The organism is Bacteroidia bacterium, assembly GCA_016218155.1.
Classification (GTDB): domain Bacteria; phylum Bacteroidota; class Bacteroidia; order Bacteroidales; family GWA2-32-17; genus GWA2-32-17.
Window position 1 is genome coordinate 139,870 of sequence record JACREQ010000038.1, and the last position, 18,135, is coordinate 158,004.

The window sequence follows — 18,135 nt, forward strand, 5'->3', positions numbered from 1 at the left end:
ATGAAAAAGAATATTTTATTTGGTATTGTAATATTGTTAAATATCGGAATTATTGGAGTTTTTATGTATTCTTATTTTAATACTAAGAAAACAGTTTACTTAAATAATAATTCTGTTTTTAATGAATTTGTTTTAAAAAAGGAACTTGAGAAAAGGCTTGTGAATGAGAAAAATAAATTTCAAAAAACCCTTGATAGTTTAGAATTGGAATATAAAATATCTATACAAGGAAATAATCAAAATAAAGCTAATCAAGTTAAAGCAGAATTTCAGTTAAAAAAAAGACACTTCGACGAGGAAACCAGCCGAATGGCAGAAGAATTTGATCAACAGATATGGACTCAATTGAATCAATACATCAAAGACTATGGTAAAATGCATAATGAATATGATTTTATTTTAGGTGTTTCAGGTCAGGGCAATTTGATGTATGCTATAGAATCATTAGATATTACAACTGATGTCGTTAAATATGTGAACAATCGCTATGAAGGTGCTACAGAATAAAATATTAGTATTTGTAATATGCTTTCTTTCGTTTATTAACGGATGTAAGAATGATAAAACTACATCATTATTCCAAAATAATTTACAATTATCTGAAAATGCTTTTGTTAAGCAAATTTATATTCCTGAAGAATATTATCAATGGATTTCTGAACCTACTAACAATTTACATCAGAGTAAACAGATGTCTGGATTTGAATTTAATCTTCAATACAAAACACCTTCTTTAATTGGTTTACAAGAAACACATGGTAAAATGACTAAAGAGGAACAGTTGTCGTATGAAGAACAATATTCAGGTTTTGATAATTTCACTTTGAAGATTAAGTCAGATGATAAAAGTAAAACTAATCCATTTGAGTCAATTAGTAACCCAGAAATTGCTAATTATCTGTATTTTCAAATGCAGAAAGAATTCGTATTAGTATCTGGTCAGGATACAATTCCATGTAGTTTTTATCATTTTGAGCAAGCTTATAATATTTCACCAGAAAATAGTATTTTATTGTCATTTGAAAAAGCTAAAAATGATACAATTTTCAATGAAAAGGTACTTGTATATAATGATAAAATTCTTAAAACAGGTCCTATAAAATTCAGGTTTAAAAAAGAGTATTTTACAAATATTCCAAAATTAGTTATAAAATGAATATTCTCAGTAGATTAAGAAAAAGCAGGATTACCAAATACTTTGCCGTATTTGTTGTTTTTAACCTTTTGTTAGAACTTGTAAGTCCATTAGCTACTTATGCGTTAACTGGCGGCCCTAGTCAGCCTGAAGTACAGAGCTTTGAGCCATTTAATACGACTAATTTGGTTGATCCATTCTCTGGAGATTTTAATTATAATATTCCATTAATGGATGTTGGGGGATATCCTATTAATCTTAGCTATAACTCAAATCCTTCAATGGATCAAGAAGCAAGTTGGGTTGGATTAGGTTGGAATATTAATCCTGGAGCTATTAATAGAAATATGAGAGGATTACCTGATGATTTTAATGGTACAGATAAAGTCATTAAAGACTTAAATATTAAAGATAATCTAACTTTTGGGCTAAATGCAGGACTAGGTTTTGAATTATTCGGGTATGATTTTTTGGGTCTCAATCTTGGATTTGGTGTAAAATATAATAATTATAGAGGAGTTGGTTTTGAGACTCAGGTTGATGCTACGATTAATGCTGCAATGGGAAGTAAAACCAATATGAATTGTGGTCTCGGTATAAGTTCAGGTGCAGATGGAGGTACAGTTAATGCTGATGTTAGTCTTTCTAAAGAAATTTCAAATATTGGACATAGTGATAACTCTTTAAAGGGTGCAGGTGTAGGTATTGGATTTAATTCCAGAAGCGGTTTAAACCTAACTACTACTGTGAAATTAAACAGGAGTGACCGTTGGGCTGCTAGAATACTTGGAAATTCTTATTGTGCGACCTTTTCATTCGCTACGCCAACATATACTCCTACAGTTGATGTGAATATGAGAAATTACTCATTGTCTTTAGCCGTAAAACTTGGAGGTTCGTTTTGGTGGACCCATCCTGATGTTCAGCTTTCAGGATATTTTTCAGGACAATTTTTAGACAATGATGATAAACATAGGGAAATTCCAGCAGTAGGATTTTTATATAGTGAAATGGGTAATAATAGTGATGAAGTTTTATATGATTATAATCGTGAAAATGAAAGATCTTTTACTAAGCATACACCTGCTTTACCTTTAACAAATTTCACATATGATGTTTATACTGTTTCTGGACAAGGAATAGGTGGAGTTTATAAACCAAGTCGTGGTGATATTGGGGTTATTTCTGATTATCATTCTTCAAACATTTCTGGAGCAATGGCTATGATTGGTCTTGAAATTGGAGGAGGTAATATATATCATCAGGGTTTAAACGCTTCTGTTAACGTTGTTACCACAAAGACCGGAATGTGGTCTTCAGGCAATCAAACAGGTCTTGGATTTACATACAATACAATAGGTGATTTATATGAACCTTCTTTTTTTAAAATGGCTGGTGAAATGACATCAGATCCAGATAATATGTTTAGTAAGGTTGGCGAGTTTAATGCTGTAAAAGTAAAGTTAAGTAGCAACCTTCCATATAATGCAATGAGTAATTTTGAAGGAGGAGGTTCTCCACTACCTATAAATGATGCCAAAAAGAGAACTGATAAAAGGCTTCCTAGAAATGAGAATATCTCATATTTAAAAGCATCTGAAGCTAAAAAATTTAGTTTAATGGGTGAGGTTCCCATATATACACAAAATGCTTTTACATTCACTAATGGAACAGGAGTTTTAAATAGTATGTATTATAATTTGGATAAGTCGTCAGTAATTGACTTTACAGACTATCCAAGTCATCACATTGCTGAAATTACAGCTACAAGAAGTGATGGAAGTAGATATATTTATGGTATTCCTGCATATAATCTACTTCAAAAGGAGGTTTCTTTTGCTGTTGATCAACCATCAAATACAACTCCCTCAGATGGTCTTGTAAGTTATTTGCCTGATGATAATACAACATCTAACAATAATGGCCTTGATAATTACTATAGTTGTAACACTATTCCTAAATATGCTTATTCTTACCTTCTAACTGATATTATTTCTGCTGATTATGTTGACAATGATGGTATAAAAGGACCCTCAGATGGTGACATAGGTAATTATACGAAAATTAATTACTCTCAAGCCTGTAGTAAAAGTGAACCATTTAACTGGAGAGTTCCTTTTGGTGACCATAAAGCTAACTACAATCCGGGTATGAAATATAATTCGATGGATGATAAAGCAAATTATATTTATGGTTCAAAAGAAATATATTATGTTCATTCAATTGAAACAAAAACCCAAATAGCACTTTTTTACACTTCACCTCGATTTGATGGATTAGGTGTAATGGATGAAAATGGAGCAATTAATAATGCTTCCAATAAAAGAGTCATGAAGTTGGATAGTGTTGCTCTTTACGATAAAAGAGAAGCGGTAGCAAAAGGTCTTTGTGATAATGTACATAGCTATATTTCAGAAGATATAGCTAAGCCAATAAAAGTAGTTCATTTTGAATATGATTATTCATTGTGTTCAAATGTTCCAAATTCAATTGCTTCAGGTGGTGGTAAACTGACTTTAAAAAATGTATATTTTACTTATGGTAGATCAAGAAAAGGACGAATAAATCCTTATAAATTTCAATATAATAATTCTACATACAATTATAATTTAAAATCATATGACAGATGGGGCAATTTTTCCCCAAATCCTAATGGTTCAGGGTTATCTAATGCAGATTATCCATACGTGGATCAAACTACCGCTGAAGACAATTATTCAAAAATATGGAATCTTAAACAAATTGATTTGCCTTCAGGTGGAAAAATAGAAGTAGATTATGAGTCTGACGATTATGCTTTTGTACAGAATAAAAAAGCCATGAATATGATGAAAATTGACGGATTTTCAACGAGCGCAAGTGCTCCTTCCGACCCAACATTGTTATATTCTTCTCTTAGTAATATGAATTATTTTATTAAGTTTTCTGCACTTGGAACTACTTCATTAACTGATTTTATAAGTAAATATATGACAGATGAAACAGGTCAACCTATTAAGTATTTATATTTTAAAATGTATACTAATGTTGGCAAATATAATGATCCGTCTAAAGAAGCATGGGAATATGTTACTGGGTATAGTGAAATAGAATATAATAATTGTCAATTTGATGGTACTTCTAACTGTGCATACATTAAGCTTAAGAAGGTCTTAGTTAATGACATGGTGCCGTTAGGTGTATATGTAAATCCAGTTTCCCAGGCTGCATGGAATTTTGTAAAGTCATATTATCCTGAAAAAGCTTATAACCAACCTTCACCAACTCCAAATATGTCTGTTATGGCTATTTTAGATGCATTAGCAGGTACGGTTGCAAATATTTATCAGATATTTAGGGGTGTTTGCAAGTCGCTTGCCGATAGAGATCTCGGCAAGGAGATAGATCCCAACAAATCTTTTATTCGATTGTATAATCCAACAGGGCATAAAAAAGGAGGCGGGTCAAGGGTAACAACAGTCAAGATGAATGATAACTGGTTTACAAATTCCCAATATGGACAAGAATTCAATTATGAAATGCAAGATCAAAATGGGCAAACAATAAGTAGTGGTGTGGCAAGTTATGAACCTGTTCTTGGAGGTGAAGAAAATCCATTTAGGCAACCGGTTTATGTTTATGAAAAAGATATGTTAGGACCTAACCAAGATTATTATGTTGAAGAACCATTTGGTGAAAGTTTCTTTCCAAGTCCATGTGTTGGTTATAGAAAAGTCACAGTAAAAGATATTAATAATACAGATGCCAAAAATAAAACTGGATCTATTGTTCATGAATTTTATACGGCTTATGATTTTCCAACTATCACAGATAAAACTTCAATGACTCAGAAAAAACTCTTTCCTTCACCATTGTTAAGTTTGTTGAAAGTTGTAAGCATTGATCAATTAACTGCAAGTCAAGGTTTTGTTGTTGAGCTAAATGATATGCATGGTAAACCCAAAGCCCAATGGGCGTATGCAGATGTTGCTCAAGTTATACCGCCACAAATTCCAACAACGCAAGCTCCTATTTCAGGGGTTGAGTATAAGTATAAAACGATGACAGGAAATATTCATCGCCTTGATAATAGAGTACCTATTGTTAGTAAAAGTGGATTAGTGAGTAATTCATATATTGGAGTTGATTATGACATCGCTGTTGATATGCGTGAACATAAAACTGAAACATATTCAGGTGGTATTAATTATAATTTTGATCTTTCTATGATTTTTTTCCCTCCTCCTGTTTTTGTGGTTTTAATACCTACGACAACTGCATGGCCAGAAATTTCATATGAAAATGTGAGATTCAGATCAGTTACAACAACAAAAGTAGTAAATAGATATTGTATAATTGATAAGGTAATAAACTATGATGACGATTCGAAAATAGTGACTTCAAATTTGTTATATGATGGAGGTACTGGTGAAGTGTTACTAACAGAAGTTACAAATCAGTACAAATCTTCTAATCAAAATGCTGTAAATACCTTTAACACGCGTTATGCTTTTAATTATCCTGCATATTGGGCATATGATAAAATGGGACCTGCTTATGAGAATTCTGGGTTTATTTTTAGCTCTAATGTGTCATCATTAGGCAAAATTATTACTCTTCCAGTTAATTCACAAAATATTAATATTCTTACTGAAGGTGATGAAGTTTACTTTATAAATAGCCCTAATCCAGAAAGATTATGGGTAATATCATATGGTTCTGATAAGTATTTGATGAAATCTAATGGTTCTCTATTTAATATTGCTGGTAATTATTTAATTAAAATATTAAGATCTGGACATAGAAATCAGCATGTAATGCCAATTGGTAATATTGTTACTATGACTAATCCAAATAATGGGTCGGGTTTATTTTTTCAGAATGTTATTGATGCTAAATCTAGCGAATTTACTGATGAGGCAAGATTATATTGCGATTGTAGATATTATGTCCCAGATGCTCCAGCAAATCCATTTTATGTGGGTAAGAAAGGCAATTGGAGACCACTTCGTAATTGGTCATATTTAACGCGAAGAGTTCAAAATTTATCTACTTACAATAACACTGCTCCATATGATGTTAGAAATGAAGTAAACACAGATATTAGATTTGATGGAGTTTTTTCAAATTTTAACACATTCTGGAACTATAGCAATATTACCATACCTAAACGATTTATTCCGGATTATAATAATTGGACTTTTACTTCAGAAGTAACAATTTATGATGTCTATGGAAATGAAATTGAAAATAAAGATGCTTTACACAAATATTCTTCTGCGCATTTTGGTTATAACTATTCTAAGCCTACCCTAACTGCAAATAATTCGAAATATAGGGAAGTAGCTTTTGATTGTTTTGAAGATTATAATATAGATAATTGTGAAGGTGGTCCACATTTTAATTTTGAATGGCCGATTTTTATTGATGGAAATAGTCTGATAGTTCCTGGTTTATCAACTACTAAATCACATACTGGAAAATACTGTTTAAAAGTTCCTTCTGGCAAAACCATCACGATAAATAAAGATTTGAGAGAATGTAATAATAGTAATAATTAAAAATAATAATACAATGAAACAATTTGTTTTCATTTCTTTTCTATTGTTGTTTTATCTATTGGGATACTCTCATAAAGATAATACTTATATCGCTTGTCCTGCATTCATTGGAATGACACCTGAAGCTTCTGAGGTATGTGTTAATCAAGACGTTAGCTTTACGGTGATTACAGGTTGTTGCCAATGTCCAACTACTGTTACATGGAATTTTGGCGATGGATCTAATACTGCCATTGTACCATTGGGAGTCCCAATTACACATTCATATACAACATCAGGCTCATATATTGTAACCGCTATAATCCTAAACTCACCGGTATGTTGTTATGAAAGTATGCCAACAAATCTAGTTAGAACAGTTATTGTTTCAACTAATTCTATTGCATGTGCTCAAAATTTAATTTATGATCCATATGCATGTATAGGAGAACCTATAAGTTTTTCTGCAACTTACTTGCCAGATCATACAGTTCAGAGTGTTTTATGGAATTTCGGTGATGGTACAACTTCGACAGATATTAACCCACACCATAGTTTTTTGGTAGATGGTGTGTATAATATTACTTTAACAATTACATATACTAATGGTGAAGTATATAATGTTGCTGGATCACAGTATTTGGTAAGTATTGCTCCAGCAAGTAGATGTTTTGGGATTACAGTTTCATGTGGAAATGAAATAACAGGTTGTTGTCCATTTGAGCCAGTTTATTTCACTTCACTTTTAGCTGGATTAGGTGTTAATTATTCATGGGATTTTGGTGATCCTTTTGCACAAGGCTCTTGTGTTGTTTTTAATGACCCTAATCCAAGTTATATTTATACAGCCCCAGGCACATATACTGTTACAGTTTTAATTCCTGCTTGGGGATATTCGCAGACTTTAACGGTAAATATTATACAAAGCAGTAATTGCCCACTCCCCAATAATAATTGCGTTGATTGTATTTCTTCTTTTATGCCTTCTCCTGGCAAAAAATATATTCTTAGTACATGGGTAAGTCAAGAAACAACTGCTGGAGTAATTAATTTTACTCAACCAAAAATTATTTTAGAATTTAAGGATATATCTGATATTTTAATTCCTCCTCCAATTGAATTTGCCCCAAGCCTAAAATCCCCGGTTATTGATGGTTGGCAAAAGGTTGAGGCTGAATTTACTATTCCATCTACTGCTTTTAGAATGCATATTTCTTTAAAAGCTGACGGTTCTGAAGCTTGTTATTTTGATGATATAAGAATTTTTCCTAAAGATGGTAACATAAAAACATTTGTTTATGACCCTCTATCAGGTAAGTTAATGTCTATTCTAGACGAAAATAATTATGCAACTCTTTATGAGTATGATGAAGATGGTAATCTTATTAGAATTAAAAAGGAAACAGAAAGAGGAATTCAAACAATTCAGGAAACAAAGAGTAATTTGAAAAAACCATAATGTGATTATTGTTATGAAATATTTATTTTTAATATTATTTATTTTCCCGTTATTTTGTTTGTCTCAGATTAAAAACAATTTTGATTCTGATTATCAGAATATTATTAAGTTTTTTACAGATCAGGAAAAATATTCAATACTAGTTAATTATAAATTGTTTAGAAGCTATACTTCAACAACACCATTTCAGAATGAATCTGGAGAAACAAAACGAAATAAAAATGCATTGTATGTTAGAATTGGTGATTATGAGTGTATTAAAAATTTAAAATACTATGTTATTTCAGATCGTTCTGTGAAAAAAATTGTTATAGCCCCCTATTATTTTAATAGTGCTGATTTGACTAAAGATATTAAAATTCCTGATGTAAAAGAATTTAAAAGTTACATTAAGAATATTCAATTTTCTAAGTTATTGGATAATAAAGGTAAATATACACTAACTTTTTTGAAAGGAGATATTGAAAAGTATGAGTTGGTTTTTGATTTATCAACATTTTTCTTAAGCCAACTTACTTTATATTACAGCAATGCAAGAAATCTTGAAGGAGAAGAAAATGGAATTATAGACAAGCCTAGAATTGAAATAAATTATATAATGGACGAAAAACCAAATTATTCTGACTCATACTTCACTTATGATAAATTTCTTAGAAAAAGTGGCAATAAATATATATTGCGAGAAAAATATTCAGATTATGAGTGTAATAATCAATTAAAGTAAAAAACAATGCAAGGACAAAAACGATTGATATTAGTTCTGTACATGTTGTTTGTATTGGTTAGCATAGCCAATGCGGGCATTGAAAAATTTAATAATCGTGTACAATGTGTTACAGGTAATAATTTAACAGTTACTGATGATCGATTTGTAGAGATGATGACAACAGGTTGGCAAAGCGATTTTTTGAATTATAAAACAAAAAATAGAGTAATGTTAATGGTTGACCAAACTAAATTGGGGCTTACTCCATTTTCTTGCCAAGTAACATTAAGTATTTCATATTATACATATAACTATACAAGTCCTGGTTTTTTTGAATACCATAATGAGATAAAAACATTTAATTTGGATTATAATTCTTCAGATGATTATATAGATCGCAGTATATATAATTTTGAAGGAGCTCACAAAATAAGAGTAGATATTGTTGATGTTCAAACTGGAAATCCACAACCATTAAATGTGTATTTATGCGGTGATATTGAAGTTGAACGATATTATTATTTAGACCCAGCTATAGCTGTGTCTGGACTCAGTAAATATTATCTTACTACTACTAATGAGTTAAAACTTGATTGGAATCATATTGAAGGTGCAGAGAGTTATGAAGTAGAATGGTTGTTGGTAAACGATTATGATCACCTAGATGTAGGTGGCATTACTGTTACTAATTATAATCCTCTTCTTGAAGATAGATTTTTTGATTTCAATAGCACACGAGTTCGTGTTGATTCAAATAGTTATAAAATCCCAATTATATATGAACATGGATATTTGTTATATCGCGTAAGGCCAATAGGTAAGACATGGCTTCAAGATCCAGTTACATTATTGTATAATTTATATGAAATAACAGGGGAATATACAGGAACAATAACAAGTGGAATGCATGCTACTGATTTTGCAGATTATTATCCTGTAATACCGAGCAATGATGATAAGCTAAATTGGCAGTTTACAATGACATTTGCTGAAGATGGAAAATGTCAGGTAAAAAAGAATTACATGGACGGAAGTATGAGGGTTAGACAGGAAATAGGCAAGGTTACAAATCTTGATGTTTTAACTGTAAGTGAGAAATTTTATGATTATAATGGTCGTCCAGCAATAAGTGCATTGCCTTCTCCTGCTTTCAGCGGTAATACTTACGATGCTTTTATGGGCTATAAACCAAATTTTAACCAGAATGCTACTGGACAAGGTTTTTCTAAATTAGATTTTGATCATTCTGGCGGTATATTGTCTTCTATGTCAACTAATAATGGTTCATCTAAATATTATTCTAATCAGAATCCTTTTGCTTTAAGTGAAAACAGCTACATTCCGTCAGCAGGAAATTATCCATTTATTCAGACAAAATATACTCCAGACAATACCGGAAGAATTCGTTCTCAAGGTGGTGTTGGGTCAGAACATCAAGTAGGTTTACATGATACAAGATATTTCTATGGCACTCCAATGCAAGAAGAACTTGATGACCTTTTTGGTTCTGAGGTTGGATATTCTGATTTCTATAAGAAGAATTTAGTTCAAGATCCAAATGGGCAGGTAACGTTAACTTACCTTAATATGGAAGGAAAAACTATAGCAACAGGTCTTGTTGGAGCTCCTCCTCAAAATTTAGTACCTGTAGATGGCATTGAGCCAAGACTTTATGATGTAGATTTATTGGGACATACTGCTTCTACTATAGGTATTGTAGATCACGGACAAAATAATGTCATTGACTTGACAGATAGATCTCTAACAATGGATAGAAGTATACTTGTTAGTTCTCCAGGTAATTATTATTTTGAATATTCTATGGATGGAACTTCATATACATCTGGATGTGAAGAAGCCAGTGTTTGTAATGACTGTGTTTACGACCTTGAAATTTCACTTGTAAATGAAGACGGAGATGAATTCCTTTTGAGGCAGATACCAGTTGGGGGTGGAACATCACCATTAACTTCGAATACAATTGGTACTGAAGGAAATACTTGTTCAGGGGTAAGTTATAATTATGGTGATTATCAGGCTCCTACTCCTGGTACTTGGTTTGCTAATATTACGGAAATAGGTGAATACCACCTTGTTAAAAAATTAAAAATTAATTCAAATTCACTTGCAAATTATACTAATCATTTTATTCAAGGTTTGGCTACAAGTCCTTGTTATGAAACTACATCTGAAATTTTTACTACAATTTCATCAGGTAACTCATGTATGGAAACTTGCCTTCAGTGTCAACAAGCTTTAGCATTATATACAGAACATGTATATGATGAAGTTAATACAGAAGAGTTAATAGGATATACCACTTTGGAAGGAGAGTATATTTCTATATCTGAATTCGAATCAATTTGTGATCCATTGTGTAATCTAGAAGAATCTCCAGAATGTGAATCGAAAAAAATTATGTTGTTAAGTGATATGGGTAAGGATGGGCAATATGGCGAAGTTACAGTTGGAGGCGTTAGTATTGTTGGTGGAATAATAGTACCACCAACGAATCCGATAATTAACCCTTTAGTTTTTTCATTATCTGTGTATAATACAAATAATAGGTTAAAGTTATATAGTAAATGGCAACTAGTTAATGATGCTCACCCTAATCCATCCTCATGGGTTCCATTGGTTCCAAATTGGCGTCATCCTTTTAATCCTGAAGAATATAACTTTAGTGATAATTCATTTTCTTCTAAATGTCAACATTATTTAGATGATAATGGTGACATATATAAAGTTACACTTCAACTTAATGGTACTATCTATACTCCAGCGGTTGTAAGTACATCTAATGTTACATCAGTAGTTGATGTAAATACTGGAATTACAACATATTGGACTTGTCCTGAGAATTTGTTAAATGTTGAAGATTTTCTTTCTGAATGGCAACTATCATGGGCTTCTTCGCTAATTTGCTATCACCCGGAATATGGTTTTTATGAATATTGCATAAATAATAGTGAGGCATATAATTTTGGAATTCAACTTTATAAAGCTTCACCTGAAAATGGTACGGATTATAATGCATCTTTGATATATAATTGGTGTAATGTTTCAAGTGCCAGCAATTTAATTGACCAGGACTTTTATTTGTATCCAGATCCTCAGTCATTTCCAACACCCACTAGTGTACTTTCTGATCCGTTATTTGAAAATTATTCGACAAATAGTTATATTACTTTTTATGATAATAAATATAATGCTATCAATGGCACATCTGTTAACCGTTTTAGGAAAGAATTCGAAGAAGCCCTTGATAATTATATGTTAAAAGATCCAAGTACTCCTAGTTTAGGATATTATACTATTTGGGAAATGGCTTGGTATATGTCTATGCAAACAAATTGTGCTTATGCATCAAATCCACCAAGCGCACATTATGTTCCACCTATAACTGATCCAAATTTTAACAAGTGGTGGTCTACGTTTAGAAGTTTATACTTCTCAACAAGACAAAAATTAATGCATAAGTCAATAACTATTTACTCAATATACAATTATTTCTATAATGGATGTATTGGAGATTCACCATTTTACCCTAATGAAGATGGTTTTCATCACTCTCCTCTATACACAACTTTAATTCCATATATGATAGGACCATTTCCATGGCTAGGTTATCCAATTCTTGATCATGCACAAGCTTGCGGATGTTATGATGCTCCCTATTATTCTGACAAGACTCCACGCTTTGAAGAATCACAAACACAGTTAAACGTTCCGAATACATGCCAAACAGGTTCATCTTTATTCTATCCTATTGTTCCTGACCCTAGTTCAATGGAAGGTCTTGCTGACAATATGGGAAATCTTACCGATCTTAATATGTATGAGTCATGCCATATATGTCCTAATGGCAATGATTTACAATATTTGCTAGGCGCTCTGGCAAATGACCATATCTTATTTACCGATCAAACTATTCCATTACCTCAAGCAAATCTTTCTTGTAATTATAGTGAATGTACAAGTGAATTACAAGATGTGATTCATGATTTTACCGGTACTACTGATAATCAACAAATTTTCTGGACCTATGATGCTACCAATGGAGATGTTTTAAGTATGGCATTTGCGCCTGAAGGTTCAATCGAAACTTGTAAAATTTATTTTCATATAGTTTATGATCCTATGGAACATGATCCAATTGAAGCAAATACCCCACCATCCGAAATTTCCGATTTTACTTCGCTTCAATGTATTCGCCCTATAAGTGAACTTCCGTCTGAATTTATACCATACTTTACGTCTACTACAATGAGTCCTTATGTGGTAAATAACCACTTTTTTGTAAATGCAATTATTGATGGAACTGTAGAGCCTGTAATACTTGAGGTTTATTCTGAATGTATAGATATTAAAAATTGTAGTTTTGATCAAATATGCACAAATAGTCAAGTTGGAGATGAGCTATTCAATTTTTTTGCTGCATTACAGTTAAATCATGAATTTTTCTTAAGTAACGGTTCAAGTATAGAAATTCATAATGATGGAACTATACCATCTTCTGTTTTTCCTTATGAATTGTACTTAACTTCAAGTATTATTAATGGTTTAGAACAAAATATGGTTGTTCCAGGTAATGCAAATTGGTTATGGACCTACAATAATGTTACTCATACTGCATCTATAGGGCAAAATGGTTATCCTGGAAGTTGTACCTTTGTTTTAACATTTCCTACTGGAGTTTCTGAAACCGATATTGGTAGTTTTATACGAATGGAACCAGATCCTGCAAATGTTCCTAATGGATTTATTTTATATGGCTGTCTATCTTCAAATGGACATACTGTTGAAATTCATGGAGAATCATCTTGTTTTGAAATGGGAAGTTGTTCTTCCTCTTTAAATGGCAATTCTGGTATTGGAAATACTCCTCAGATTTCTCCATATTCAAGTTTTCTTGATTGTGGGGTTTCAAATGACGGAATATTGTTATTAGCTGATTTAAATAATTATTGCTCACCTACTAATCATTTCCCTTCATCTGCAACTTATCTGGGAAAACTTGGGCATGAGCTAGAAGCTTTTTGTGGAAATATTCATCTTGAAATTCAAAATCCACCGGCTGGAGTTACATTTGCAAATATTCTTAGTTTTGAAACTTTGATTCCAGATCAAGCTCAACTTGTACCTGGGGGTACTACTAATTATTTCACAGTTATTGGAAATTTGAGTAATGGTAATCAGGTAAATGTTATAGGGTCTGTTATTGGTGATTGCCCCCCTATTGGAAATTGCATTGTTATTGATCCATGCTGTCCTCCAACTAACGAAGCAACTGAATTAATGAATTACTTAAATGATTATATTTCAGTAAATCTAATCACTACATCTACAAGTAACTTAACAATTCAAGGACCTGCTATTTCTAATCAAGATCAGTGCAATATTAATTTTGCCAATTTAAGTGCTCTTACTTTACCAGTTACTCCTGCTTCTCATTATATTGTTCAATTTACAGCAATAAATCCATTGGTTATAGTGAGTAATGGCCAACATGCTTTTTCACTTAATGCTCATTGGAATAACGGTGAAGTTTCAACAATAGTTGGAAGTACCGATTGTTTATTAGATTTAGGCACTTGTGATCATGGTTCTTCTAATATTAATGTTGCAAATGGTGACTTTACAACAAGCTATGCAGGTGGACCATGTTTGTCCGTTAATACAACAATAAGCAATACAATTGGATTTAAGTCAAACTTTAAGATAGATGCTGTTAATAATCCTAATTTCTGTGATAGAGAAATTGCTTTTGACGTAAATACCCCAACATATTTACAAGTAAATTTTGCTCAAGCATTTAATTTGGACTTATCAAATATAAACAATCAAAATAATCGGGTATGGATTAAAACTTTTAATCTTGAACCTTTCACTGAATATGAGTTTAGTTCTAAAATAAAGACTTTTACTAGCCAGCACATCATTGATTATGTTATTATTGATCCTGTTACAAATCAAGGCATTTCGATGTTTAGTTCTCATTATGGGGTTATTAAAGATCCAACTCCACCTCCTAGTACTAATTATCAAGTTCCTCAAAATGATGGAATTGTTATGCATAATGCTGATTGGCAAACTTTGATAGGTTATTTTTTTACAGGAAATGCTCAATCAATAACAATTGCAATTATTGTTAGAGATGATTTTACTGGAACTACTGAGAAGGGAAGGCGATTTGGGATAGATGATGTTGTTTTACAAAAATTGTCATGCCCTCCTCCACAATTTGTTTGTTGTCCAACCGTAGTTCCTGGTGGAGGATCTATTGACATCCCTGGTTGTCAGGCGGTGATTGATTCTTTGGCTACTTCAGATGCACAATGGGAATACAATCATTACGTAAATTCATTGGTTGAAACATTCCAACAAGAATATATTGCTAAGTGTATGGATATATATGAGCAATTTAATATGATGTACACTGAAACATCAGGACTTTTTACACTATATTTTTACGATCAAGCAGGTAATCTTGTAAAAACAGTACCACCAAAAGGTGTTGTTCGTATATCAGATCCTGAAGGAAATGAAGTAGCTAATCCTGATCCTTTGAATCCAGGTCAGATATTAGATTATCAAACTTACAGTGCAAGAGTTCAGGCAGCTTTTGATTTGGTGGAGCAAGATCGTTTACAAGGGTCGCATTTGTATAAAACCAAGCATTCTATGGGAAGTTATTATAAGTATAACTCACTTAATCAGGTCGTTGCGCAATTTATGCCTGATCACGATTTTTTCTCTAATAATTCTTCTAATCCTGATCCTGAGCTGTATATGTATTCAACAAGGCAGTGGTATGATCAGTATGGACGAATTGTACTTTCCCAGAATTCTAAACAATTAAATGAGATTCCTGAAACATATAGTTATACACTTTACGATGCACAAGGACGACCTTATGAATCTGGTAAGTTTATTCCTAATGTAGGAACGTTACCTCCATTTATTCCAAATAATAGTGGATTGGTTTATTATAATTCATTTGTACATTGGATTCAACTTAGTGGACAATCACGTGAAGTAACCAGAACATATTATGATAATCCATTACCATCCGGGAGTGTTGCATTTAATTATATAGGTACTACTCAGGATAATCTTCGAAAACGAGTTTCATCTGTGTTATATGATGAAAATGAAGATAACGATCCATTAACTTATAGTAATGCTTTACATTATAGCTATGATATTCATGGAAATGTAAAAGAAATGATTGTCGATATTCCTGAATTGCAAATATTTAGTAATGAAAATAGATACAAAGATATTAATTACAAATATGATCTTATAAGTGGTTCTGTTTTACAAGTAGCTTATCAGAGTGGAAAGAAAGATGCTTTTTACCACAAATATGAATATGATGCAGCTAACAGATTAACCAATGTATATACAAGTTCAGACCTGGTTACATGGGATCAGGATGCTGAATATCTCTACTATAAACATGGTCCGTTGCAACGTGCAGAAATTGGAGATAATAAAGTACAAGGACAAGATTATGCATATACTATTCAAGGTTGGTTAAAAGGAGTTAACAGTAATACATTATTAGCAAAAAGAGATATTGGTAAAGATGGTTTTATTGATCCTTTAAGATTAAATAAAGATGCAATAACATCCAGAGATGCTTTGGGATATAGCTTAAATTATTACTTAAATGACTATTCTTCTGTTAACAATACAATAGCTCCTATTGATAATTTTATTGCAAGTACTTCTTTAGCAACTTACCTATACTCTAATAGCGGAACTGCACCATCTTTATTTAATGGAAATATAAGTAGTATGATTTCTTCAATAAACCAATATAATACAGGAACTCTTAATTTAGAAATAGTTCCTTATTTATCTGCATTTAAATATGATCAGTTAAACCGTCTTAAAACATCGAGCACATATAGTGATATTAACATTGCAAATAATGAATGGGGGATAGGATTTAGCGATAATAGTTTTGCAACAAAGTATTCTTATGATTACAACGGAAATATAGACACTTTAAAAAGAACTAGTGCCGGTGGTATTAGTATTGACAACCTTAAATATTTTTATCCAAATACTTCAACTTTCATGAGAAATACTAATAGGTTAACAACTGTTCTTGATCCTTTGGGTAATGTTACTGGTTCAGATATTGGTGACCAAAACTATGGATATGATGAATTAGGAAACCTAAAAATAAACCAACAAGAAGGTATAGAAGAAATTCGTTGGTCTAATACAGGTAAGGTAAGAGAAGTATTACGTGAATCGGCATGTATTCATCCTCATGTTTGTGATGATCTTGAATATAAATACGATGCTATGGGTAATAGAATAACTAAAATTGTAAAGGAATTTGGATCTACAAGTAATAATGGAGGTATTGATGACCCGGCAAGATGGAATTATACATATTATATTCATGATCCAAGTGGAAATGTTATGGCAACATACTCTAAGGTTGGAATTAATACTGGTGGTATAACACCAGGATTATATCTTGACGAACAATATATTTATGGAAGTTCACGTCTCGGTTTGAAAACACCTACCGTTGTAACACCGTACAATAATTTGCCTAGTACACAATTATACAGTACAGTGAAAGGTAAAAAAATGTATGAACTGAATAACCATCTGGGAAATGTTATGACAGTTATTTCTGATCGAAAAATTCCTGAAATGGAAGTTGCTTCAAATGTTAATCTTACATCATCTTTTAATGGTGATGACTATAATGTTATTTCTGATTATTCAGCATTAATAGTTATTGATCAAACACATTCTTTACCGAAAGCGATTAGTGTTCAAACAAATTCTTTTGGACCTTCTTTGAAATATAGAGTTTATAATGGTGATATTATAGAATTATCATGTTGGTTATATTGTCAAAGCTTACCTTCAGGTGCATTTGTTGCTGGAATAATGAATGGAAGTGGAACTTGGCTTACTTATAATGGATTACAGGCAAATTCGACTTTAAATTGGGAACAAATTTCACATAATTTTACTGTAACAAACAATGATCCTGAAATGTACCTGATAATTCAAACTTATGTTTCTAATTCGTGTTCACAAACATGGTATGATGATCTTTCTATTGAAATAACAAGGAGTACAAATGCGAATCAACAATTTTATGCAGCCGACATAAAATCATCTCAAGATTACTATCCGGGCGGGATGCTAATGCCACAACGTAATTGGCCAGGTAATTCCACTGTAAATGGTGGTTATCGCTTTGGATTTAATGGCAAGGAGAAAGAGGATGAAATTACAGGCTCAACTGGAAGCCATTTGGATTTTGGAGCTAGGA

General features: G+C 32.0%; 6 protein-coding genes. All 6 read left to right on the forward strand.

Annotated elements, in window-relative coordinates; genetic code table 11:
- On the forward strand, window positions 1–507 hold the full coding sequence (locus HY951_07130; GenBank protein ID MBI5539814.1) for an OmpH family outer membrane protein: 507 nt from the start codon (window positions 1–3) through the stop codon (window positions 505–507).
- Window positions 488–1,156, forward strand: coding sequence for a hypothetical protein (locus HY951_07135; GenBank protein MBI5539815.1), 669 nt, complete (start codon window positions 488–490; stop codon window positions 1,154–1,156). The genes HY951_07130 and HY951_07135 overlap by 20 nt, the downstream gene beginning before the upstream one ends.
- Entirely contained in the window at window positions 1,153–6,675 is a 5,523-nt protein-coding gene (locus HY951_07140) for a hypothetical protein (protein MBI5539816.1), read from the forward strand. The genes HY951_07135 and HY951_07140 overlap by 4 nt, the downstream gene beginning before the upstream one ends.
- 13 nt (window positions 6,676–6,688) lie before the next feature.
- Complete coding sequence (locus HY951_07145) at window positions 6,689–8,113, forward strand: PKD domain-containing protein (protein MBI5539817.1); 1,425 nt, start codon at window positions 6,689–6,691, stop codon at window positions 8,111–8,113.
- 13 nt (window positions 8,114–8,126) lie between these two features.
- Window positions 8,127–8,837 carry a hypothetical protein gene (locus HY951_07150; GenBank protein ID MBI5539818.1) on the forward strand — a complete coding sequence of 237 codons (711 nt, stop codon included), beginning with the start codon at window positions 8,127–8,129 and terminating at the stop codon, window positions 8,835–8,837.
- A gap of 6 nt (window positions 8,838–8,843) precedes the next feature.
- On the forward strand, window positions 8,844–18,135 hold a 9,292-nt coding region (locus tag HY951_07155; GenBank protein ID MBI5539819.1), incomplete at its 3' end, for a hypothetical protein.

Excerpts from the sequence above, each read along its gene's own strand:
- HY951_07130 (MBI5539814.1), top strand. The coding sequence starts at position 1 with ATGAAAAAGAATATTTTATTTGGTATTGTAATATTGTTAAATATCGGA.
- HY951_07135 (MBI5539815.1), top strand. The coding sequence starts at position 488 with ATGAAGGTGCTACAGAATAAAATATTAGTATTTGTAATATGCTTTCTT.
- HY951_07140 (MBI5539816.1), top strand. The coding sequence starts at position 1,153 with ATGAATATTCTCAGTAGATTAAGAAAAAGCAGGATTACCAAATACTTT.
- HY951_07145 (MBI5539817.1), top strand. The coding sequence starts at position 6,689 with ATGAAACAATTTGTTTTCATTTCTTTTCTATTGTTGTTTTATCTATTG.
- HY951_07150 (MBI5539818.1), top strand. The coding sequence starts at position 8,127 with ATGAAATATTTATTTTTAATATTATTTATTTTCCCGTTATTTTGTTTG.